Below are 22,182 nucleotides of genomic sequence, written 5' to 3' on the forward strand. Positions count from 1 at the left end.
CATAGCCGATTGAAGACAATTGAGTAAAATGAAGGTCGATTTAGACGGCATCTTTGCGAAGCGTTAACCGCATCCGCCAAGTCGTTGCCATCCATTGCCAATCAAAGGAGAAGATGATGAAAAAGGCGATTACCCTGCTGTTTCTGAGTACCCTGGCTGCCCCCGTGCTGGCGGATGAGTGTGCACTGGTCATCGAAGGCAATGATGCCATGCAGTACAACCTCAAAGAGATGAGCGTGCCGGCCACCTGCAAGGAGGTGACGGTCACCTTGAACCACACCGGCAAGCTGCCTGTGACCGCCATGGGTCACAACTGGGTGCTGGCCAGCACCGCCGACTATCAGACCGTGGCAACTGCCGGGATGAGCGCCGGGGCCGAGAACGGTTATCTGCCCAAGGATGATCCTCGTGTGCTGGCTCACACCAAGCTGATCGGCGGCGGCGAGAGCAGCAGCGTCACTTTCAAGACCGACGGTCTGGCGGGCAAGGATCTCACCTTCTTCTGCTCCTTCCCCGGCCACTTCGCCATGATGAAGGGCTCCTTCAAGGTCAACTAAGGTGCTGACCGGCACGAGCCGGTTGCCTCAATAGAAAAGCCGGGATTTCCCGGCTTTTTCATCTCTGCTGTTTGTGTGTGGCGTGGCATGACTGCACACCGCCGACTTTTGCGCTATTTGGCCTGCAGGGTAAAGAAGGCGATGGCGGTCTTCTTCTGGCATTCAAAGTGAATGCTCTCTTCACCGGTCACCACCAGCGTCTCGTTGATGGCCACCTCTTTATCCTGCACGGCCAGTTGGCCGCTCAGCAGGTGACAGAGGTAGGTCTTCTCTGGCTCGAGGGTAAGGGTCAGCGGGAAGGGGAGGTTCAGCACCCGCACGTTGGCGCTGATGCGATCCGGATGGTAGATAAGCCCCAGATCGGTCACCTCTTTTTTCAGCAACTCGCAGTGGGTCTCCTCATCGCCGCTAAAGTGCGCAGCCTCGAAGGTGGCGTAGGGGTGGCCGTTGAGCACAAAGCCTGCCCCGCTCACCGGCAGCAAAATGCGCTGATAGCCGGGAAAGGGGGAGAAGGGACCCGCGCTCTTGATGGGGGCCGAGCTCAGTCGATAGTCAAAATCGAGTTTGGCAAGGCTGCTCCCCTTGGGGGAGATGAGGATCTGGCTGGTAGTGCCCTGCTGGTTTTTCCAGGGCATCTTCTGGTGGTCAGACTCTTTAATCAGGGTGATCACGGGCACTTCCTCACGATAAAAAACGCAGGGAGCCGGGGACATCTGCCCCGGCTCCCTGATAGAGATTGGCGATGGTAAAGGCGATCAGCCCTGACCATCCAGTGCTGCCAGCCGAGCTTCCATTGCGGCGAGACGGCTCTTGAGCTCGTTCACCTCCTGCTCCAGCTCGCTCAGGCGGTCGGCGGCAGGGGAGGCATAGGCCGCGGCGGGGGCGGCATCCATCATCGCCTGAATATCCACTTCGCCGCTAAACAGGTGAGCGTAGCGGGATTCGCGCTTGCCCGGCTCGCGCGGCAGCTTGACCACGTAGGGGCCACGCTCGATGAGCTGGGTCAGCACCGCATCCACCTCGGTGACATCATCGAAGCTGCAGAGGCGGTTGGTACGCGAGCGCAGCTCCCCCGGGGTTTGCGGGCCGCGCAGCAGCAGTTCGCAGACGATGCCGAGCTCCTGGGCACTGAATTTCAGCTCGCCAAATTCGGTGTTACAGAATCTGTGCTGATAGCGGGGCACCCGGGCGTTGAAGCCTGCAGTGTTGACCACCAGCCGCTTGCGGATCAGCTCGTCCACCACGGCGCGGATATCTAGCTCGGAGAGCTCCAGCACCGGCTCGCGGTTGCTCTTCTGGTTGCAAGCGTTGACCAGTGCATTAAGGGAGAGGGGATATTGATCCGGGGTGCAGATCTCTTTTTCAATCAGACAGCCGATGACGCGGGCTTCCAGCGGGCCAAGTACTAACTCCATTTCCTACTCCCTTCCAAATCGAGACATCAAGAGCCCCTATCTTAGTCATGGTCCGCGCCGCGTCTAGCGTTGCGCGCCATTTTTGCGAGCTGATCAGGGCGTTGGCGAAAGGCTCGCCAACGCCACAGACCTTTGCTTTTTATCGCTGTCCCTGATAGAAGCGCGCCTTATTGGCATACATGGCGTCGTCAGCCACCCGGCTCAGCTCCGCCAGCGGGGTCTGGTCGCTGCTGCTCCAGCCGATGGCAAAACGCAGCGGGAAGCTATGCTCCCCATGCTGCACGATGGCGTGTTGCTGGCTTGCCTCCAACCTGCCTGCCAGCTGCTGGCTGGCGAGGTGATCCGCCTCCGCCAGCAGCACGAACTCGTCGCCGCCGATGCGGAAAATCTTCTCATTCTGACGGCAGAGAGTGCGCAGCTGGCGAGCCATCTGGATTAGCAGGGCGTCGCCTGCCTCGTGCCCATACTGGTCGTTGGTACGCTTGAGGCCGTTGAGATCGAGCATGAAGAGGGCGAGGTGACGCTCCGGATGGCGCGCCAGCACTGCTTGATAGTGGTGGAAGGCCTCTTCGAACGCCTGCCGGTTGGGTAGCCCGGTGAGGTTGTCGGTGCGGGCGACCCGCGCCAGCTCGTCGGTGAAGAGGCGCCCCTCGATGCCCACCGCCAACTGCTTGGCAAACAGCCGCAAGATGGCCCTGTCTTCGGACTCCAACCCTTCTGCGCTCACCATCAGATAGCCAAACAGCACGCCGCTTTGGCTGCCGGGCAGGGTCATGATCTTCCAGAGTGCGTTATCCCACTGGCATTCGGAGTGTTTGACCTCCTCATCCATCAGTTGAGCCAGTTTCTCCTGCAGGGCATCCCGCAAGGGGGCATCGACCCCCTGGGTCAGGGAGTAGTGAGGCTGGCCATCGCGGCGGATCACCAGTCCCCAGCGGTGGCCAGGATAGAGCTGCGAGAGTTGCAGCAGGGCGGAGCTGGCCAGCTCGGCAATATCGATATCCAGCTGCTGGTGCAGACCGAACTGCAGCCAGGATTGCAGGATATGGCGGCTGCGCTCCTCCCGGCTCAGGGCCGAGCGCAGGGCGGTCGTTTGCGAGGCAACCTCTTGCTCCAGTTCGTCGTTGAAGCCGAGCAGCCGCTGGTTGAAGGCCTCTTTCTCGCTATTGGCCTGCTGCAGCTGTTCATTTTGCTGATAGAGCGCCCGCACCTGATCCGAGATGGTGCTGGCCATCTCCTGCAGCAACTGGCGCACCTCGTCGTACTCCACAAAGCGCAGCGGCGCCTGCCGTTGCTGGTAATTGCCCTTGCCATAGCTGCGCACCAACGCGGCCAGCGAGCGCAGCGGTCGGGTGAGCCAGCGGGTGAGCCAGACGCAGCCGATGGCCACCAGCAGCAACATGACGGCGATGCTGACGGTCAGCAACTGCTGGGATTTATTGAGCTCGCTGACCCTGTCATTGCTGTAGCTGTAGAGGGTGATGGTGGGGGTGATCTCCTGCTCCAGCTGGGGCCAGCCAATGGCCAGGGGCTGCGCCATCTTGCTTGGCTCCCTGTCATCCATGGCGTTGGCGTTCTGGTGAGCCCCTTCGTAGAGACGGTTCTCGCCCTGGGAGATCACCAGATATTCGCTCCCCTTGAGATAGGGTTCCAGCAACTGGGCCATCTGCCGCCAGGGGAGAATGGCCATCACGAAGCCGGAAGGGGTCTGCATCACCCCAGCGCGCTGGTGGTTGCGATAGATGGGGGCTACCAGCGCCAGCCCGCCGCTGCGGTTTTGCTCCATGTCGTCGACCAGCACGGGATCATCGACGGGCAGCAGCAGATGCTTGCCCTGTTTCGCCTCGCGGGTCTTGCCCCAGGCCATCAGCTGCGGCATTAGGTCGCTCGACTCGAGGTGGGAGGCCTGGCCATTGATGTACTCCACCACCAACCCCTTGTCATCGATGAGGTAGGCCGAGGTGAGCAGGCTGTTGGATTTGACAAAGGTGGCCAGCGCCAGCCGGGCATGGCTGGAGAAGAGAAAGTTGTCGAGGGCCTGGTGGAGTACCCGATCCTGGCTGAGCTGATTGAGCTGGGTGCCGATCAGCTCGCTGCGAAAGCGGGCTTCGCGGGTCATGCTGGTGAGGGCTCGCTCCAGCTGCGACTGCTCGCTCTGGGCGATGATCTGGTGCTGGCGGATCAGCAGCACAGTGCTGGCCAGCAGTGCCGGCAGCAGGGCGACGGTGAACAGGATGATGATGAGGGTCGGGCCGAGCCGAAAGGTGCGATGTTTCATGGTGTTTTGACCTGCCGGTACTGCTGATCGGCCAGCTGCTGCATATAGTGGGCGGTGTCGGCGGCACGGATCCCCTCTTTAAAGCGCTCGAACCCTTTCTCCATCGCTTGCCAGGCGATGGACATGGCGCTGTCGGAGGGCATGGGGGTACTGAGGGTGAACTGTTCCAGCAGCACTTTTTCCTGAGGCGTGGGACGGCGGCTGATGGCGGTAAAAGCCTGCTGATTGACCGGCAGCAGCGCCCCCTGATGATAGATGAACTGCTGAATATCCTGACGCTGGATAAAGGCCATCAGTGCCTTGATGACGGGTTTCCGATCCTCATCATCCATCGCCCAGCGGGAGGCTCCCATCACGTAGGCGCCGCTCATGGAGTGCATGGGATGGCTTTGCCAGCGGGGCAGCAGGGCGACGCCCAGCTTATCCCCCATGTTCTTCACCAGATCATTGAAGGCCCAGTCCCCATTGATGAGGTAGGCGCTCTTGCCCTCATTGAAGCGGGCGAGGGCGGTGTCATAGTCGCACTCGGGATCGACCCACTGTTCGCTGGCGACGGTGCGGTAGGCCTCCAGCGCCTGCACCATGGCCGGGCTGTCGAGGGTGATGCGCCCTTCGGTCACCGGCGAGCCGCCAAAGGTGTGTAAAAAGGCGGCGAAATAGTACATATCGTGATAGGGCCAGCTGACGGGGTAGACCCCCTTGGCCTTGAGGGCCGGGGTGATAGCAGTCAGTTGCTGCCATTGGGTCATCGGAGTCGAGACCAGCGCCTTGTTGTAAAACAGCATCAGATGGTTGCCCTGCATCATAGGTATGCCCCAGCGTTGCCGATCCTGGGTGACATAACGCAAGGCGCTGGCCATCAGCGCGGGGGAAAACCACTCGGCCGGGAGGGGAGCGAGGGTCATCTGGCGATAGAGGCCGATAAAATCGGAGGGGATCAGCATCAGGTCGGGCAGCCCCCTGGCCTGAGCTGCCAGCAGGAGATCCGCCTTGATCTTGCCCGGCTCAATCTGGGTGACCCGTACTCTGTGGTTCCCCTCCTGATTGAAGCGGGCGATCACGTCGTCGATCACGTAACCGGCTTGCTGGGAGTGCCACAGCTCCAGTTCAGGCTCCTGAGCTTGCAGGGGGGGGCTCAATGCGAACAGGCAAAGCAGCAAGAGATGATAAAAAGATCGTTTTCTGCTCATGTTATCATCACCGTTATTCCCTGAATTCCAAGGGAAAAATGTAACAAACTACCGGCAAGATCGGTAGGCTCGGGTGTCAACTAATTGACTGAAACAACAAAAAGCCCGGCGCGTGGGCCGGGCTGGGGGATAAATTGCTTATCCGCATATTCTTCGAGGCATCTATTGTGGATGTTGTTTGAGGATGTCGTATATCTCCTCTTTCAGTTTGAGTTTCTGTTTTTTCAGATCTCTCACCTCGGCGCTATAGTCGCTGGCGTGATGCTTTTCCAACTTTCTAATCTCCGCATCCAGGTCGTTGTGCAAGTCAAACTTCTTCTGGAAATGGACATCACTGCTCTTCAGTTTCGAGATGAGTTCTCTGTACTCTGGGAACATGTAATGGAGCCTCCTTGGTTTCGTTTGATTGTGCCTGTAAGACCAAAGCTACCCCTTAGTGCCGGGGATAAATGTGATCCTGATCGGATTTGGGGGCAATGATTTGGAGTATTCGGCGGGATATTTATAACTTGTTGAATCAAAACAAGATAAGTGATTTATCAATCTGAATGGTGAGCCAAACTGTGCGACAAGTCACAACAGGGGCAGTGTTGGCGTGAGGGCGCAGGATCAAAAAAGGGGCCGAGTGGCCCCTTTTTATGGATGCAGGCAACGTTACTCTTTCTCTTCGTCCGCCTGCTCTTTTTTCTTTTTCTTCTCGGGCAGCGGCTTGCCGTCGCGGTGTATCACCTTGCCCGCTTCAAAGCCAATCTGGGCCGCCAGCTCCTCCAGATCCGCCGACTTGGCCTGATCCCCGATGGCGTAGCGATAGTTGGCGATGGAGAGTTTGTCAGCCACCGGCGTGCCCGGGACGATAGGCTCGCGCCAGCCCTGGCCGATGTGGGCCACCAGGGTGCCGTTCATCAACAGCTCGCCGACGATCTCCTGGGTCGGATTGCCCTTGCCGTAGGTGAGACCCTGTGCGTGCTTCTTGCCGACCAGCGGCTCGTTGCTGGCGGGGATCAGCTTGGTGCGGATCAGCCACTTGGGCTTTTTGGTGTTGCCTACGGCCTTGCCGGTCTGGTACTCGTTGATCTTGATGGTCTTGATCATCTGGGCCATGAAGTCCTTGGTCAGCGCCTTCTGGGCGTCGCTGGTTTCATCGATGGCGATGGGGGCCACATACCAGGTCTGGGTGGCTTGAGCCTTGGGAGCGGCAGGGGCAGTTTGCGCCATGGCCAGGGGGCTGAGCAGGATGGCAGCCAGCAAGAGTCCTATCTTCTTCATTGTGATTCCGCTTTTGTTTCAACAAGAATTTTGTTTTGCCAGCGACGACTGCGCCAGCGCCAGAACATGGCCAGACCGCGCACCCACTCGTCGCAGGCCAGCGCCAGCCAGATACCGACCAGTCCATAACCCTGCATGATACCGAGGAAATAGGAGAGTGGCACGGCAATTCCCCACATGGAGAGCAACGCCATGTAGAGGGGGAAACGGGCATCCCCGGTGGCCCGCAGGGCGTTGATCACCACCAGATTGAAGGTGCGGCCGGGCTCGAGGATAAGGCTGATAAGAAACAGTTGCGCCACCTGGGTAATGATGTCGGCATCATCGGTAAAGAGGCTGATGATGGTGCGGCCGTTGAGGGCCGCCGCCACGGCGATGACGCAGGTGACCGCCAGCCCCAGCTTGAGGCTTTTGAGCAGCTGCTGATAGGCGCGATCGAACTGTCTGGCCCCCGCCAGATGGCCGATGATGATCTCGTTGCCAAGGCCGATGGAGAGGCCAAACAGCAGGATAAACAGGCAGATCTGGAAGAAGTAGGATTGGGTCGCCAGCGCCTTGTCCCCCAGCAGTCCGACAAAGGCTGTCACTACCATAAACTGCAGCATCCAGGAGAGGTTCTCCCCTGCCGCCGGCAGGCCGATATGGAGCACCTTGCCCAGCATCTCCCGGCTGGGGTGGACGATATCCCGCACCACCAGTCGAATGCCGGTCTTGCGGGCCACCAGCCACACCAGCAGCACCACGCCGATCAGGCGGCCCGCGACCGTGCTGATGGCGACACCGGCGACGCCAAGCTGGGGCAGGCCGAACCAGCCGTAGAGCAGCAGCAGGTTGCCGACGAAGGTGATGAGGTTGACGATGAGGGTCACATACATCGCCTGACGGGTGTGGCCGTGAGCGCGCAGGGTCGCCGCCAGACAGAGGGCTGCGGCCTCCGGCAACAGGCAGAGACCGATGATCTGCAAGTAAAGCGTCCCGTCGCTCATCAGATTGGCAGGCAGGTTCATCAGCGCCAGCATGGTGCTGGCCCCCGCCATCACACCGATGGCGGCCACCAGACCGATCAGCAGGTTGAAGCCGATAGCGGTGTGGATCACCACTCGACTCTTCTCCCGATCGCCCGCCCCCAGATACTGGGTGATCACCACGCTGGTACCGATGCTGACGAAGCTGAACAATGTGATGGCGAGATCGAACACCTGATTGCCGACCGCCAGCGCCGCCACTCCCTGATAGGAGACGTGACCCACCATGAAGGTGTTGAGGGCACCGGTCAGAAAGTGCAGGGCGAGATCGATAAAGAGCGGCCAGGTCAGCGCAAAGAGGGTGCCCGGGCCTGCGTGGGATTGAGATTGCATGGCATGTCCAACAGCTGGGAGGGCACGGGGGAGTGCCCTCTGGGGGCGCATTTAACACCAAGGCCAAGGCCGGTGCAATCCTTGTGCAGGATTGCACCGGCCAGGGGAGCAGGCCAAGGGATCAGGCAGGCGTGGCGCCCGCCTCCTGTTCGCTTGGCAGGGTGAGGCGCGCCGAGTCGGGCAGGGCATCATCCTGCGGCCAGTTGGAGCGGATGGCATCTGTGGTGCTCTCCACCACCGCATCATCCTTGAACACCGGCTCGCGATAGCAGCGGGTCAGGCGCAGCGCCTGATACATATCGGGGCAGAGGATGATCCCCTCATCGCCCACCCGCACGCCTGCCTGCTTTAGCCAGTGGGTCATCTGGCCGTGGCGACCCGCCATCACCATATGGATGCCACGCCGTTTCAGCTCCTTGTGCAGCTCTCCCACCATGCTCATCACGCTGATGTCCTGATGGGTGAAGCAGGCGACCGCATCGATCACCAGACACTTGGGGGCTCGGGGATCCTGCACCAGCAGGGCCAGCACCCGCCGCTTGAAATAGGGGGCATTGAAGTAGGTGAGCGGCGAGTTGAAGCGATAGACCAGAATACCCGGGATCGCCTTGGCCTGCTCGTTGTCTCCCAGGGTGCGCACCACCCCCTCGTCATCCATGCCGAGCAGTTGATCGGTGGGACGCATCACATTACGCAGGAACTGGAACAGCCCCAGCAACACGGCGAGGGTGATCCCGGGGATCACTCCCATGGTGAGCACGCTGATAAAGGTGATCAGCGCCAGCCAGAAGGCGGAGCGATCGGAGTTACGCAGCGCCCAGAGACCGCGAAAATCGGTGAGCGACAGGGAGGCCATCACCAGCACCACCCCGAGGGCGGCGGTGGGAATATATTTGAGCGGCGCCGTCAGATAGAAGGTGATGAGGGCGATCACCGCCGCGGCGATGATGGAGACCAGCTGGCTCTTGCCGCCGTTGGCGTCGTTGACCGCGGTGCGCGAATCCGCCCCGCTGATGGCAAAACCCTGGGAGACCGCGGAGGCGAGGTTCGCCATACCGAGGGCCCGAAACTCTTTGTCTGCGTCGATTTCGTAACCGTTTTTGGCGGCAAAGCTGCGGGCGGTCAGCATCATGGAGACGAAGCTCACCATGGCCAGGTTAAGGGCAGGCAGCACCAGCTCCCGCATCAGACCGGGGGGAAATTCCGGCATCTGGAACGCGGGCAGGCCGGAGCCCACCGTCCCCAGGGTGGCGATATCAAACTGGCCGAGATTAAAGCCCCACACCAGCGCAGCGGTCACCACCATGGCCACCATGGAGGAGGGCCATGCCGGTTTGTAGCGCTTGGCCAGCAGCAAGGTGAGCAGGGCTACCAGACTCATGGCCAGGGTCGGCAGATGGGTCTGGGTGATATAGGTGGCCCCGCTGGCGATCCGCTCGATGAGGTAACGTTCGCTGAAGGTGAAGCCGAAGATCTTGGAGAGCTGGCCCACCATGATGGTGATGGCCACACCATTGAGCAGCCCCATCAGGATCGGGCGGGAGAGAAAGTCCGCCAGCACTCCCAGCTTGAAGCGGCTGGCAATCAGGCACCAGAAGCCGGTCATGGCGGTCATGGTCATCACCAGTTGCCAGTGACGGGTGGGGTCGCCTGCGGCTAGCGGTGTCACCACGGCGGCGATGACCGCACAGGTGGCGGCATCGGGGCCGACAATCAGCTGGCGGGAGGTGCCAAACAGGGCGTAGACCAGCATGGGCAGGATGCAGGAGTAGAGACCGACGATGGCGCCCACTCCGGCGAGTTCTGCATAGGCAATGGCGACGGGCAGCGCCACGGCCGCCACCGAGAGTCCGGCGCGAAGATCTGGCATCAACCAGGCGCGCTGGTAATGCAGCAGGGCGGCGAGGCCCGGTAGCCAGCGTTCGAGAGAGAAGAAGTCGCGCATTATTTAACCCATTGAGTTACAACCAGCTTTTCCCCTAGTGTGCCCAAGGTTATCGAAAGATTGCAATCAGGTTATGGCCAGTTTACCTGAAGGTCAGGCCAGATAGCCTGCCAGCGTTTCTCCTTGATGCGCTGGGTAAAAATCTGTTTGTCTTGGCGACATCTGGGGTTGGCACTCACTTGCAGCGACCAGTTAATGGCAAAGCCGTAGGGGGCGAGCCACTCGAACTCGCCATCCTGATTCAGGCGCACGCCGATGCAGGTGGGCACTTCGACCCAGTGGCTGAGCGCCTCAAGGCTGCTGGCAAACGGCGTTACCAGCTGACGAGTGTGCATGCGGGCCTGATTGCGCACTTCCCACTGCTGATCCGGCAGCCGCTTTGCCAGCCAGGCTTCATGCGCCGTCTCGGCCAGCCCTTGCGGATCGCTTTTATCGAGATAGATAAGGTCGATGTCGTTGAGCGGGGTGGGCACCGCCTTGTGGTGAAGGTGATCCCAGATGAGGTTGCGGATAAAACCGGCCCCCAGCGCCCAGTCGGGCAGATTGAGCTCGGCCGCGGCTTGCAGGCAGGCCATCCGCTGCGGATCGGCCTGCAGCAGGGCTTCTGTTTTGGCTTGGAATTGCTGTTCGAGGACGGTGTTCAGAGGTTCAGTTGTTGGCATTGCGGCGTAACCAGACATCAATGTAGCGGCAGCTCGGCACTATAGTGAGCCCCTCCGCCTGAGTCCAGTTGAAGAAGGCGCGCGCCAGCTGATCGGCAATCCCCTGTACTCGCAGCTCGGGCGGCACGAAGGTGCTGTAGGCGTCGATGGTCTTGGCATCGAGCCGCCGGTAGCGCAGTCTCGACTCTTTCCCCTCCACCATACAGATGAACTGCTGCTGGTTGGCCTGATGGATGATGTCGCTCATGGTGGGCACCTCTGGCATAAAGTTGGGTCTCTCGGCACAACATAACTGTTAGCCAAGGTATAGAACAGATAGTGGATGATGTATCGATTGTTATCAGGATTATTGAGCCAGCTCTTGCTCTCTGGCTTTTATCTTGGCACGAATCGATGTGGCAATAATCAGCAAGTTCGGAAGAGGTAAAAATGGACACGGTAATGTTGAAAGTTACCCGGAAGGTGTTGGCTCAAAGTCAGAACAGCCCGGATCAGCGGCAGATTGCGATTTCTGATGCATCTAACCCTGAACTCAAGGCTCAGTTTGAAACGGCAGGTAAAAATAGAAAAATTCGGCTGTTGTTGGCCAAGAGAATCTCATTGTGGATGGGAGATACGGGGGCTATTTGGTATAGCCACAATCGCGCGAGCAAAAAGAACCAAGAGGATTTTGATCAACTCTTTTCATTGTTGGCGCACCATCCTGATGCGCCATTCCAGTTTATTTGTGAGGTTGCGGCCGATTAGCCACTAGGCCCATGCTCGCTCCAGCAGGGTGAGTAACTGCTCACGGTCGGCATCTTTGCGATTGAACAGCAGGGCACCGTCGTTGATCGCCAGATCGCGGATCTCGGTCAGTAGCGAGCGATCGCTTACCCCTGCCTCGCTCATGGTGCGCGGCAGCTTGACCGCTTGCCACAAGGTGTCGCGCAGGGTGCGAATGGCTGTGATGGTCGCCTCCGCCCGCTGATGGGCCGGGGTGGCAGCAAAGCGCTCTGCCCCCACCAGCGGCAACAGCAGCCGGGCCAACTCGCTATCCACCTCGGGGCGGTTGTAGTCGAGCACGGTCGGCAAAAAGAGGTTCATGCACAGCCCGTGTGGCAGATGGCAGCGGGCTCCCAGACTGTGGCCGAGGGCGTGCACCAGCCCCACCATGGAGTTGGAAAAAGCCATGCCAGCCAGCGTGGAGCCTTCCGCCAGTTGCAGCCGCAGCTGTTTGTTTTGCGGGTCGTGGATGATTTGCGGCAGGGCGCTGGCGATCTTCTCCACCGCCATCAGGGCCAGCGCATCGCTCACTGGGTTTTTCGCTGTGCCGATAAAGGCCTCGATGGCGTGGGTCATGGCGTCCATGGCGGTAGCGGCGGTGATATTGAGGGGCAGTCCCTGGGTCAGGCGCGGGTCGAGCACCGCCAGCTGGGGCAGCAGGAAGGGGGAGGTGAAGGGCACCTTGCGCCCGCTCGCCTCATCCTTTATCACCGCCACCAGCGTCACTTCTGAGCCTGTGCCCGCCGTGGTGGGCACCACCGCCAGCGGCTTGAGGGGACGGGTAAGGCAACCGGCGCCCGAGTAGTCGAGCAGATGATCCCCCCCCATGGAAGTGAGAATGTTGACTGCCTTGGCGGTGTCGATGACCGAGCCGCCCCCCAGCGCCACCAGACTGTCGCAGTCGAGCTCGCGATAGCGTTTGGCGATCCGCTCCACCACGGCGGTGGAAGAGTCGGCCGGGATCTCGTCCCAGATGGCGGCGACCGGCAGCTCCCCCTCGGCCAGCACATTGGCCAGCAGGGTGGCAAGGCCGGTGGCATTGACCCCCTTGTCGGTCAGCAGCAGCGGGCGACAGGCACCCAGACTGGCCAGCTCGCTGGCCAGCTGCTCCAGCGCCTGTTCACCGGCCAGCAGTTTGACCGGGCAGAAGAAATCGTAATAGCGGCTCATTTCAAGGCTCCTTGCGCGTTAGCCGGTCACCAGACCCAGATAGATGTTGCAGGCCCGGCCGATCTTGTTGGTCGGGGCGGGATAGTGGCGCAGCAGCGGCCGCGCGATAAAGGCGGGCAGGATCAGGGACTGCAACTGCTCAAGCCCCCGCACCAGATGCATGGCAACGGTCAGGTCTCCCTCCACCAGCAGCCGGTTTTCGCCAAATGCCTGATTGACCCCGAGCCGAAAACTCAGGGCGCGAAAGGCGATATTGGGGTGTTTGAAGCGTACCCGCAGCGGATGGATGGTGGCATGAGGAGCGGCTGGCGCACCGGGATACCAGCGCCCACCCTGCTTGTGCATGTTCATGGCGTAGCCGATGCCGCCCACTTCGAGGCGAATAGCCAGCCCGTCCGGCAACGGCGCCAATTCGCGGCGTACCGCCTCATCGGTGCGGGCGGCGCGGCAGAGGGTACGACCCACCACCCAGAGCAGAGTGGTGATCCAGAGGCGGCGGCCAAGGGCGGCCGCAGGTTCAAACATCCGTGTTTGCATGGGGATTGGCTCCTGAGATGGCTGACCAGAAGAGGGCGAACGCACTGGCTTGCCAGTAGTCGTCCTCTCCCAGCTCCGGTTGATCGACAAACAGTGATGCGCAGGCGAGGAACTGGCCCTGACACACCTCCAGCAACAGTGGCGCGGGGGCCTGCATCAGCTCGCCGCTGGCCTGCCCCTTTGCCAGCAGGGCAGGCAGAAAGCGCAGGGCATCGTTCAGGATCTGGCTGCGAGCCGGTCTGGCCAGCAGCGGGGAGTGAAAGAAGCCGAGCACAAATTTGAGCTCATTGGGGTTAGCCTGCATCCACTCCATCGCCAGCTGCCAGTAGTGGCGGGTCTGGTCGTACAGCGGCAGGGTGGGGTCTGCTTCATGGATGGCGCTCCCCATCCGGGTTTTCACATCCTGATAGAGGGCGAGGATCAGCGCCTCCTTGCTCGGAAAGTGGTGGAACAGAGTACCGTTGGCCACCCCGGCCGCTTTGGCGATACGGGCGGTGGCGGCCCCCTGCAGGCCATCTTCGGCGCAGAGGGCGAGGGCGGCATCCAGGATCTGGCGGCGCTTGTCGGTCATGTTTTGTGGCTGCGGGATAGCCTGGTTCATGGTCATCTCCATCAGCGCAGGAAGAAGGCCATCATCAGCTTCTGGATCCAGCTGTGGTAGGGGGGATGGATCAGGGAGCCGGTGGTGAACTTGCCGCGGGTCAGCACGGTTTTTGCCTTGGAGAAGGTGAGGAACCCCTCGTGGCCGTGGTAGTGGCCCATGCCGGAGGCGCCGATGCCGCCAAACGGCACATCGTCGGCCGCCACCTGAAACAGGCTCTCGTTGATCGCCATGCCGCCGGAGTGGGTCTCCCGGGTCACTCGCGCCTGCAGCTCGGGGTCGAAGCTCATCAGATAGAGGGCCAGCGGGCGGGGCCGCTCAGCAACATAGGCGAGCGCCTCCTCCAGAGTGTCGTAGGGGATAAGCGGTAGCAGCGGCCCGAAGATCTCCTGCTGCATCACCTGACACTGACTTGGTACCCCGGTCAGCAGGTGGGGCACCAGCAGGCGGCGCTGGTCGTCGCGGGCCGGGCTGCCACAGGGGTGGAGCTGGGCACCCGCCTGCTCGGCTTCATCCAGCCAGCTGACGAGACGTTGATACTGGCGGTCGTTGATGATGGCGCCGTAGTCGGCACTATTGAGCCCCTGCGGGTAGAGCTTGCTGAAGTGGCGGCGATAGGCGGCGATAAAGTTATCCACCTCGCTGCGGGGCAGCAGCACATAGTCGGGGGCGACGCAGATTTGTCCGGCGTTGAGGCTCTTGCCGAAGATCATCCGCTCGACCGCGGTGGCGACCGGCATGTCGGGGGCGATGAGACAGGGGCTCTTGCCACCCAGCTCAAGGGTGAGGGGGGTGAGCTGGGGCGCGGCGGCGGCCATCACCAGCTTGCCTACCATGGTGGAGCCGGTAAAGAGCAGGTGATCGAACGGCAGTGAGCTGAACGCCGCCGCCATCTGGGCATCTCCCTCGATGATGGCGATCTCGTTTTCGTCAAACACGCTGGTGAGCATGGTGCGCAGCACGGCATTGGTATGAGGGGTGAACTCGGAGAGTTTCAGCATCGCCCGGTTGCCCGCCGCGATGGCAGTGATGAGCGGGCCGAGGCTCAGCATCACCGGAAAGTTCCACGGCACTATGATGCCGACCACCCCGAGCGGCTGGAAGTGCACCTCTACTTTGGCGGGCGCCAGCAGCAGGCCGGTGTGACGGCGGTGGGGCTGCATCCAGCGTTTGAGCCGCTTCTGGGTGTAGTTGATCTGCATGATGCAGGGCAGCACATCGGCGATCAGGCTGTCGTAGTGGCTGCGCTGGCCATAATCTGCTGCCAGCGCTTCGCACAGTTGCCTCTTGTGGGCGAGCAACGCCTGCTTGAGTTTGGTCAGCTGCGCACGGCGCTCGGTCAGGGTAGGCATGGGGTGAGCCAGACTCGCCCGCTTGAGCCGTGCCAGCTGATCCGGCAGGGACAATTTAATGGCGAGGATATCCTCAGGAGTGTGTTGAAGCTGCGCCGCACCCATGTTGTTCTCCGCATGAAAAATGACCGACTGATTAGTCGGTCTAAATCTAGTTGTTTGTTACCGGAATGTAAAGCTGGCAAGCTGTCTGCCGTTCACCACGAGCCAGGCGCAAGAGAGAACTGTGTGTCTCCCCACACTTTTGTGGTTTGCTCGTTGGTGACTTATCCAATAAGGGGTAGTTTTTGGCTATTAACCTACACGGAGAGAGCACTATGACCAGGGAACTGAACAGCTTGTTGGCCCGGCTTGAAGATGTGGTTGAGCGGATGCCGGATTGCTTCAACACCTACGAATTCGCCCAGAAGCTGGCACTGCAATATCAGCCGGAATTCTTTGCCGCGGGCCACTCTCTGGCCGAGCACGAGGGCAAGGTACTGCGGGTGCTGCACCAGAAGATCGCCGAAGCGCTGGCAGGCAGCGAGATGGTGATTGAAGGGGCTCTGCTCCCCTGCGTCACCCCCTGGGGGGAGAAGGCGACCTCACCGCGCTGGCACCGCAAGCACTGAGGGGCGTAGTCAGGCAGATCACTGCCAGATAGCAGATAACGAACAACGATAAAGGGCGCGGCGCAGGCAACAGGGCCGCGCCGTTTTTTGTGCAGATTGTCGCCAGCAGCGCCCCTGCTGCCGGGAGCAAAGGCTCGCTCTGTGATCCCATGCCGGGATACGGGGCCGTCAGCCGGGTAGACTCTCCCTTTTGTCGCAGGGTTTGTCACCGTAGGAATTTCTCATGACCCATAAAATCATTCTGGATACCGATCCGGGTATCGACGATGCCATGGCCATCCTGTTTGCCGAGGCCCACCCCGCCATCGAGCTGCTTGCCATCACCACAGTTTTTGGTAACGCCACCATCGACAATGGCACCCGCAACGCCCTCTGGCTCAAGCAGAAGTACGGCATGAAGGCGGATGTGGCCAAAGGCGCTGCAGCCCCGCTGCTGCGCGAGCCGGTCGGCCCCACCACCATAGTCCACGGCCCGAGCGGCTTTGGCGACATGGAGGCGGGGGAGATGACTATCGCTCCGGATCCTCGCCCCGCTTGGCAATATATTGTCGAGGCGGTGAAAGCCGCGCCGGGGGAGATCACCCTAGTCACTATCGGCCCACTGACCAATCTGGCGCTGGCGCTACAACAGGCCCCCGAGATTGTCTCGCTGGTGAAACAGGTAGTAGTGATGGGCGGCGCCTTTGGCGTCAACGGCCATCGTGGCAACGTCACCCCCTATGCTGAGGCCAATATCCACGACGATCCCGATGCCGCCGACCGGGTCTTTACCGCCGACTGGCCTGTGGTGATCATCGGGCTGGACGTGACCCAGCAGAGCTTCTTCAGCAGCGCCTATCTGGATGAACTCAGAGACAAGGCGGGGGAGCCGGGCTGCTTCCTGTGGGATGTCAGCCGCTTCTACCTGCGCTTCTACTCCGAGAAGTTGGGGCTCTCCGGTTGCCACGTTCACGATCCGTCCGCTATCGCCTATGTGATTGATCCGACCCTCTTTACCCTGCGGGAAGGGCCGGTGCGGGTGATCACCAGCGGCCCGGCCATCGGCCACACCCTGCAAAAGTTCGATGGCAAGCGCCACTCCCACGATGACTGGGCAGCCTATCGTCCGCAGCAGGTCGGGGTGGCGGTGCGCGATGAAGCCTTGCTGGCGCTCTATCGCGAGACGCTGGTGGGCTGGGGCAAGGATTGCTGAGCAAAGGGGCGCTATTGCGCTGACGCGGGGGCTGTGATCGGCGCCAAACAATCGGAGCGCACGGCCGCTTATACTGCCTTATATCAAGAGCTTGGGAGGGATGAAGATGGCCTGGATTTCCTTGATAGTGGCGATTGCGCTGATCTGGTGGTTGATGAAGCTGGGGCGTGGCGCCCTGTTCGAGATCCGCCTTGCCCCCGGCAAGGTGGTGGTCAAGCAGGGCAAGGTGTCACCCGCCTTTATTGAGCATGCCAAGCAGATCTTGCGCCATGACACGGTGCGCGGTCGCATTGTGGGGCAGCGTGATGGCGATGGCGTCAGGCTGATCTTCTCCCGCTCCATCCCCGAGCCGGTGGCCCAGCGGTTTCGCAATATCTTCCCCTACGGCGATTACCGCCAGCCAACGGCGCCACTGCCGGGGCCCAAATCCCGCAAGGGATAAGCACCGGAACCTGGTTCATCAATAGCAAACGGGCCTCCAGTGGAGGCCCGTTTTCTTATGGCACTTGGTCAAGAGAGAGCTGACAGCCCTTACTCCTTGCCGTGCAGCTCGCGCTGGGCCTTGACCGCCGCCGCCTTGACGGCGGTGCCTTCATTGCCCCAGGAGGCGCGCAGGGTGTTGACCAGCTCGGCGATCCGCTCGTCATCCATGGTCCAGCCATAGCCCGGCATGTGGTAACCCAGATGGCCGTGGGTGACCGGGGTCTCGGCACCGTGCAGCAGCACGTTGATCAGGCTCGACGGATCACTCGCCAGCACGGTGCGGTTGTTGACCAGCGAGGGGATGACGTGGTCATTGCCCTGGCCGTTGACCCCGTGACAGGTGGAGCAGTACATGGCGTAGTCCGCCTTGCCGCTGGCACTGGCGTAGGCGCGGGCCCCTTTCTCCGCCACCGGTTCATCTTTCAAATCGGTCAGATAGGTGGCGATGCTGGCTAGATCGGCGTCGCTGAAATACTGGCTGCTGTGAGTGATCACTTCCCCCATGGGGCCCGCGACCGCTTCATGCTGGCTGCGGCCGGTTTTCAGCAGGTCGATCAGCGCCTGCTTGCTGTAACGGCTGCCGCGAATATCGGGGGCATACCAGCCATCCAGCGCCGCACCGCTCAGGTAGACGGGATCCGCCTCGGTCAGCGCTTTCTCCTGCATGCCAAGTCCGCGCGGAGTGTGGCAGCTGCCGCAGTGGCCGGCACCCTGCACCAGATAGGCGCCGCGGTTCCACTCTTCGCTCTTGCCTGCGACCGGGGTGAAGCGGCTGTCATCGTGATAGACCCAGTTCCAGCCCATCAGCGGCCAGCGCATGTTGAGCGGCCAGGGGATGTCGCTCTCCTTGTTGGCGATGGCCAGCGGCTGCACCTCCTTCATCAGGTAGTGATAGAGATCTTCGAGATCCTTATCGCTCATCTTGGCGTAGGCGGTGTAGGGCATGGCCGGATAGAGGCGATGACCATCGCGGGCTACCCCTTCGCGCATCACCTTGATGAACTCCGGCAGGCTGTAGTTGCCGATACCGTGGGTCTTGTCGGGGGTGATGTTGGTGGCAAAAACGGTGCCGATGGGGGTCGGGAACCCTTTGCCGCCCGCCAGCGGCTTGCTGGTCTCGCTGGTGTGACAGGCAGCGCAATCGCCGAGCTTGGCCACGTATTCCCCCGCCGACATGGCGGGGGCTGCGTTGGCGGCAAGGGTCGGCAGGGCCAGCAACAGGGCGCTGGCGGTCAGTGACAGGGCGCGGTTCATTGGGCACCTCCCTTGCTCATGGCAACCAGCTCGTTGACGGCGCGCCACGCTTCGTCGATGGCAGCGTGGGCGTAGGGGCTCCAGCCTGCATCCGAGTTGGCGATGGTGATGTTGCCGATCGGCTGGCGACCCAGTTCAATCCATTTTTCGCACTGCGCTTCGTCATCAAACAGGGTGTTGGTGACATAGGAGTAACCGTGAGACCAGCGGTTGACCGTGATGGCGAGGATGTCCTGCTCATGGTTGAAACCGGCGCTGCCCAGCATCCCCTGCAACTGCTCGCGGATCATCTGTTCATGCTGCTCGAACGGCATGCCGAGGATCATGGCGCGCCCCTTGCGGGACTGTTCGCGGGCCGACAGACCGCTGCCCGGCAGGGTCGGCACATAGACCATGTGCAGGCACATCGGCTGATCCGGGCTCTTGGGATGCTCGTAGCCACCCATGCTGACCGGATAGTCGAGCTTGACCCGGCTGTAGGGTGCGGCGGGGGAGTAGACCTCGTGTACCCCCAGCTTGACGAAGGCTTGCCAGTTCTTGATCACCACCTTGGTGTAGACCAGCGGCGCCTTGGCATTCTGGCGCAGCGCCTCCTTCTGGGGCTCCGGCATCTCGGGCACCATGTAGGGGATCATCATGTTGTAGCCAGCCATGATCGACTGCTTGGCCCGCACCCGGTGCAGTTTCCCCTCCTTGATGTAGGTGACATCCACCGCCAGCTTGCCGTCGGCGAGGCGCACGTTTTTGGCCTGCAACGCCGTGCTGCCAAGGCGCAGTTGCACCTTGTGCTCAGGCAGGTCGAGCTTGCTGTAGTCAAACTTGGCCAGCACAACATCCTGCATGGTGTGACCCGGCGCCACCTGCGGAATGAGCTTGCGCACCATCAGGCGGGTGAGACCGGCGTTGCCATCGGGGAAGTGGAAGATGTAGGGATCGTCCAGCTCCGCCTGCTCCTCGGCATCAAGCGGCGTCAGATTGAGGCCGTCGAAACCCGGCAAGGCGCAGAGGCGCGCATCGGCGCAGGCGGTGGCGTCGATGCCGACCGCCTGGAAATCGTTGGTGCGCTGCTGGAAGTAGGTGATTGCCCGCTCGCTGAGGCCCACTTTATCGCGCAGGAAGGTGGTGTAGCTGTTGCGGGTTACCCACTCATCCTGCTGCTCGCGGGTCATGCCGCTCAGGTAGTCGATCTTCGATTCGTGCAGGGCCAACAGGGCGGCCTTGTCGGCATCATCGAGGGGGAAGTCACCGATAAATTCTGCCAGCGGCCGGCCGTTCAGGCGATCGCGGGGGATGTCATCCGCCACGTTGTGGCCCGGATCCCCGCTTACTATCTTGTTGACGCCAAAGTGCTTTTCGTCGAAATAGACACCGCGGCTGAGCCCCAGATCCGGATAGAAGGTCTGCTGGAAACCGGCGGCCAGCTCGTCGATGTTGACCTCCAGCGCCTTGAGCAGACCGAGCGCCACCGGGCTGTAGACCGAACGCGGTGATTGCAGGGACTCACTGCCGCCGTAACCCAGACGCAGGCCATCGGGAGTGGTGAACTCGTTGCGCTTGGCGTGGCCGCCGAAGTCATCGTGGTTGTCGAGCAGCAGGATCTTTTTATCCGCGCCGAGCAGTTGCTGATAGAAGCAGGCGGCGGCCAGACCGCTGATCCCGGCGCCGACGATCACCAGATCGTACTCTCCCTCGAGGGGAATATTGGCAAAATCATACTGCTTGCCGTCACGGGCGATGCTGTGGGCCGGTTCGAAAGAGCCCGGGTGGTTGCCGCGCAGGCCGGTGAGGGCGGGCGGGTAGGCCAGGGTTTTATCCGCCAGCGTGCTGCCGCCTTCGGCAGCCTTGAGCAGATTGATGGGGGCGACGCCTGCCGCAATGGTGATGGCAACGCCGTTGAGAAAATCTCTGCGTGTAATACTCATGGCAATACCTGCTGTATGAAAAATGGAAAAGCACAGAGTGGAATGGGTAGCTGACCAGCAGCAAGAGGACGCAACCTACCGCCATATTCGCATGGCGTCTATATAGTTTGATAATAACTTATTAAACAAATTATTCAAACAAGGGGCCAAGTGACAGACTTGTTCTGGTTAGCCGATTTTAAAAATAAATGCAGCAGAAATATAGGGCAGCTATCTGTGGGTGCATTTAACTATGTAAATGCAGATGTATTTAATTGGTCATTTATCATCGTAGCCAGCAGCTGTTTATTATTCATGCTGGAGGGCGAAATTTTAGCCTCATATATCCATATACTATGTGGGGTTTGTTGGTAGTTTAGTGTGCAGAGTTCAACTGTAATTTGAGATGGCAGTTCTGTTGATTAATTATAGGGAAAAGCACTATTTATAGTGACTTGGATGGTTGATTAACAATTTTCACATGCGTTCGCCAAGTTTTGCACAATCTCGGGATTAATTTTTCATGTTGTTTACATGTTCTGGTTCTGATCACAATGTTGCCCGTTTTTACAACTTTAGCCTGCGACCATAAGGACACTGCATGAGACCTTTTGAATTAAAGAGGGGCTTGGGTGCTTTGCTGTTGCTCGCATCGGCCAGCTTGCTGACCGGCTGCGACATGGCCTTGATGAACCCCAAAGGGCAGATTGGTCTGGAGCAGAAATCACTGATATTAACCGCCTTGGGGCTGATGTTAATTGTGGTGATCCCTGTAATTATTATGGCGGTGGTCTTTGCCCGCAAATACAGGGCATCAAATACCAACGCTAAATATACTCCGGATTGGTCTCACTCCAATAAAATTGAAGCGGTTGTGTGGACCGTGCCAATTATTATCATCGTCATCCTGGCAACCATTACCTGGAAAACGTCCCACGAACTGGATCCTTACAAACCGTTGGATTCTACGGTGAAGCCGATCCAGATTGATGTCATTTCCCTCGACTGGAAATGGCTGTTTGTCTACCCAGAATTAGGGATTGCCTCGGTCAATGAATTAGCATTCCCGGTCAATACCCCCGTCAATTTTCGGGTGACTTCAGACACAGTCATGAACTCTTTCTTCATTCCCAAGCTGGGCGGGCAAATTTATGCCATGGCAGGTATGCAGACCAAGTTGCATCTCATTGCCAATGAAGCAGGCGCGTATGACGGTATCTCCAGCAGTTATAGCGGAGCCGGTTTCTCGGGCATGAAGTTCAAGGCGATTGCCACGCAGGAGCAGGCCGGTTTTGATGCCTGGGTTGCCAAAGTCAGGGCCTCTCCCAAGATGCTGACCACCATGGATGAGTTCAATGCGCTGGCCAAGAAGAGCGAAAACCACCCGGTGGAGTATTTCTCAAGTGCCGATCCGGCCCTTTTCGTCAAGCTGATCAACAAGTTTATGGGTGACATGGGGCATGGCGAGCACAAGGGGATGACCCATAAAGCCCCCTCAGAGCATGGCGCCGCCATGAATCACGATGACATGGCACATATGCAGATGGACCATGCCGCTATGGCGCATGACGGGCAGAAGGAGCATGCCGGACATATGAACGCGCCGTTGGATAACAAGGCTGTGCAAGCAGGATCCGAGGAATAA

Annotated in this window: 22 protein-coding genes; 6 read left to right on the forward strand and 16 right to left on the reverse strand. The window is 60.2% G+C overall.

The window, feature by feature from the left end; all coding sequences use genetic code 11:
- The first annotated feature begins 116 nt into the window (after positions 1–116).
- Complete coding sequence (azu, locus tag G5533_RS03760) at positions 117–557, forward strand: azurin (RefSeq protein ID WP_005337768.1); 441 nt, start codon at positions 117–119, stop codon at positions 555–557.
- A 113-nt stretch (positions 558–670) separates the two neighbouring features.
- Here the strand turns inward: azu and G5533_RS03765 are convergent, their stop codons facing one another.
- The 10 genes from G5533_RS03765 to G5533_RS03810 form a co-directional block, all read right to left on the reverse strand.
- Entirely contained in the window at positions 671–1,228 is a 558-nt protein-coding gene (locus G5533_RS03765) for a HutD family protein (protein ID WP_236320420.1), read from the reverse strand.
- Positions 1,229–1,312: 84 nt separating this feature from the next.
- The gene (locus G5533_RS03770) at positions 1,313–1,972 is read right to left on the reverse strand and encodes a YceH family protein (RefSeq protein ID WP_064336484.1); all 660 of its coding nucleotides are present in this window, start codon (positions 1,970–1,972) and stop codon (positions 1,313–1,315) included.
- A 139-nt stretch (positions 1,973–2,111) separates the two neighbouring features.
- Positions 2,112–4,250, reverse strand: a complete 2,139-nt coding sequence (locus G5533_RS03775; protein ID WP_441254514.1) for a diguanylate cyclase domain-containing protein — start codon at positions 4,248–4,250, stop codon at positions 2,112–2,114.
- The gene (locus G5533_RS03780; protein ID WP_441254516.1) at positions 4,247–5,440 is read right to left on the reverse strand and encodes a sugar ABC transporter substrate-binding protein; all 1,194 of its coding nucleotides are present in this window, start codon (positions 5,438–5,440) and stop codon (positions 4,247–4,249) included. The genes G5533_RS03775 and G5533_RS03780 overlap by 4 nt, the downstream gene beginning before the upstream one ends.
- A 162-nt stretch (positions 5,441–5,602) precedes the next feature.
- The gene (locus G5533_RS03785) at positions 5,603–5,818 is read right to left on the reverse strand and encodes a YdcH family protein (RefSeq protein WP_005337763.1); all 216 of its coding nucleotides are present in this window, start codon (positions 5,816–5,818) and stop codon (positions 5,603–5,605) included.
- A gap of 276 nt (positions 5,819–6,094) precedes the next feature.
- The gene (locus G5533_RS03790; RefSeq protein WP_204483108.1) at positions 6,095–6,706 is read right to left on the reverse strand and encodes a hypothetical protein; all 612 of its coding nucleotides are present in this window, start codon (positions 6,704–6,706) and stop codon (positions 6,095–6,097) included.
- A complete protein-coding gene (locus G5533_RS03795; RefSeq protein WP_013723595.1) occupies positions 6,703–8,064 on the reverse strand; it encodes an MATE family efflux transporter in 1,362 nt (453 codons plus the stop codon). Before G5533_RS03795 ends, G5533_RS03790 begins: the two co-directional genes overlap by 4 nt.
- A gap of 121 nt (positions 8,065–8,185) precedes the next feature.
- Positions 8,186–10,009 carry a SulP family inorganic anion transporter gene (locus G5533_RS03800; protein WP_204483110.1) on the reverse strand — a complete coding sequence of 608 codons (1,824 nt, stop codon included), beginning with the start codon at positions 10,007–10,009 and terminating at the stop codon, positions 8,186–8,188.
- Between the two features lie 71 nt (positions 10,010–10,080).
- A complete protein-coding gene (locus G5533_RS03805; RefSeq protein WP_216961864.1) occupies positions 10,081–10,671 on the reverse strand; it encodes a nucleotidyltransferase family protein in 591 nt (196 codons plus the stop codon).
- The gene (locus G5533_RS03810) at positions 10,658–10,918 is read right to left on the reverse strand and encodes a GNAT family N-acetyltransferase (protein WP_005337747.1); all 261 of its coding nucleotides are present in this window, start codon (positions 10,916–10,918) and stop codon (positions 10,658–10,660) included. The genes G5533_RS03805 and G5533_RS03810 overlap by 14 nt, the downstream gene beginning before the upstream one ends.
- A gap of 194 nt (positions 10,919–11,112) precedes the next feature.
- On the opposite strand from G5533_RS03810, the gene G5533_RS03815 reads away from it, so the two are divergent.
- Entirely contained in the window at positions 11,113–11,418 is a 306-nt protein-coding gene (locus G5533_RS03815; protein WP_129503659.1) for a hypothetical protein, read from the forward strand.
- Positions 11,419–11,421: 3 nt separating this feature from the next.
- On the opposite strand, the gene G5533_RS03820 is transcribed toward G5533_RS03815, so the two are convergent.
- From G5533_RS03820 to G5533_RS03835, 4 genes are read right to left on the reverse strand one after another with little or no spacing between them, the layout of a single operon-like run.
- The gene (locus tag G5533_RS03820; RefSeq protein ID WP_216961867.1) at positions 11,422–12,606 is read right to left on the reverse strand and encodes an iron-containing alcohol dehydrogenase; all 1,185 of its coding nucleotides are present in this window, start codon (positions 12,604–12,606) and stop codon (positions 11,422–11,424) included.
- 18 nt (positions 12,607–12,624) lie between these two features.
- Entirely contained in the window at positions 12,625–13,143 is a 519-nt protein-coding gene (locus tag G5533_RS03825) for a hypothetical protein (protein WP_040094758.1), read from the reverse strand.
- Positions 13,124–13,744 carry a TetR/AcrR family transcriptional regulator gene (locus tag G5533_RS03830; protein ID WP_064337669.1) on the reverse strand — a complete coding sequence of 207 codons (621 nt, stop codon included), beginning with the start codon at positions 13,742–13,744 and terminating at the stop codon, positions 13,124–13,126. Before G5533_RS03830 ends, G5533_RS03825 begins: the two co-directional genes overlap by 20 nt.
- A gap of 11 nt (positions 13,745–13,755) precedes the next feature.
- Entirely contained in the window at positions 13,756–15,201 is a 1,446-nt protein-coding gene (locus G5533_RS03835; protein ID WP_441254517.1) for a coniferyl aldehyde dehydrogenase, read from the reverse strand.
- Between the two features lie 212 nt (positions 15,202–15,413).
- Here G5533_RS03835 and G5533_RS03840 point away from each other — a divergent pair, with 212 nt between their 5' ends.
- The 3 genes from G5533_RS03840 (at position 15,414) to G5533_RS03850 (ending at position 17,341) form a co-directional block, all read left to right on the forward strand.
- Entirely contained in the window at positions 15,414–15,707 is a 294-nt protein-coding gene (locus G5533_RS03840; RefSeq protein ID WP_005353197.1) for a hypothetical protein, read from the forward strand.
- A gap of 223 nt (positions 15,708–15,930) precedes the next feature.
- The gene (locus G5533_RS03845) at positions 15,931–16,899 is read left to right on the forward strand and encodes a nucleoside hydrolase (RefSeq protein WP_441254518.1); all 969 of its coding nucleotides are present in this window, start codon (positions 15,931–15,933) and stop codon (positions 16,897–16,899) included.
- Between the two features lie 106 nt (positions 16,900–17,005).
- The gene (locus G5533_RS03850) at positions 17,006–17,341 is read left to right on the forward strand and encodes a DUF3634 family protein (RefSeq protein WP_180349400.1); all 336 of its coding nucleotides are present in this window, start codon (positions 17,006–17,008) and stop codon (positions 17,339–17,341) included.
- Positions 17,342–17,430: 89 nt separating this feature from the next.
- Here G5533_RS03850 and G5533_RS03855 read toward each other — a convergent pair whose 3' ends face one another.
- Positions 17,431–18,636, reverse strand: a complete 1,206-nt coding sequence (locus tag G5533_RS03855; RefSeq protein WP_441254519.1) for a c-type cytochrome — start codon at positions 18,634–18,636, stop codon at positions 17,431–17,433.
- A complete protein-coding gene (locus G5533_RS03860; protein ID WP_115521097.1) occupies positions 18,633–20,558 on the reverse strand; it encodes an NAD(P)-binding protein in 1,926 nt (641 codons plus the stop codon). The genes G5533_RS03855 and G5533_RS03860 overlap by 4 nt, the downstream gene beginning before the upstream one ends.
- A 580-nt stretch (positions 20,559–21,138) precedes the next feature.
- Between G5533_RS03860 and cyoA the strand changes: the two genes are divergently transcribed.
- Positions 21,139–22,182, forward strand: a complete 1,044-nt coding sequence (gene cyoA / locus G5533_RS03865; protein WP_441254520.1) for a cytochrome o ubiquinol oxidase subunit II — start codon at positions 21,139–21,141, stop codon at positions 22,180–22,182.

Origin of the sequence: Aeromonas sp. A600620 (assembly GCF_029479985.1) — a bacterium.
Lineage (GTDB): Bacteria > Pseudomonadota > Gammaproteobacteria > Enterobacterales > Aeromonadaceae > Aeromonas > Aeromonas veronii_A.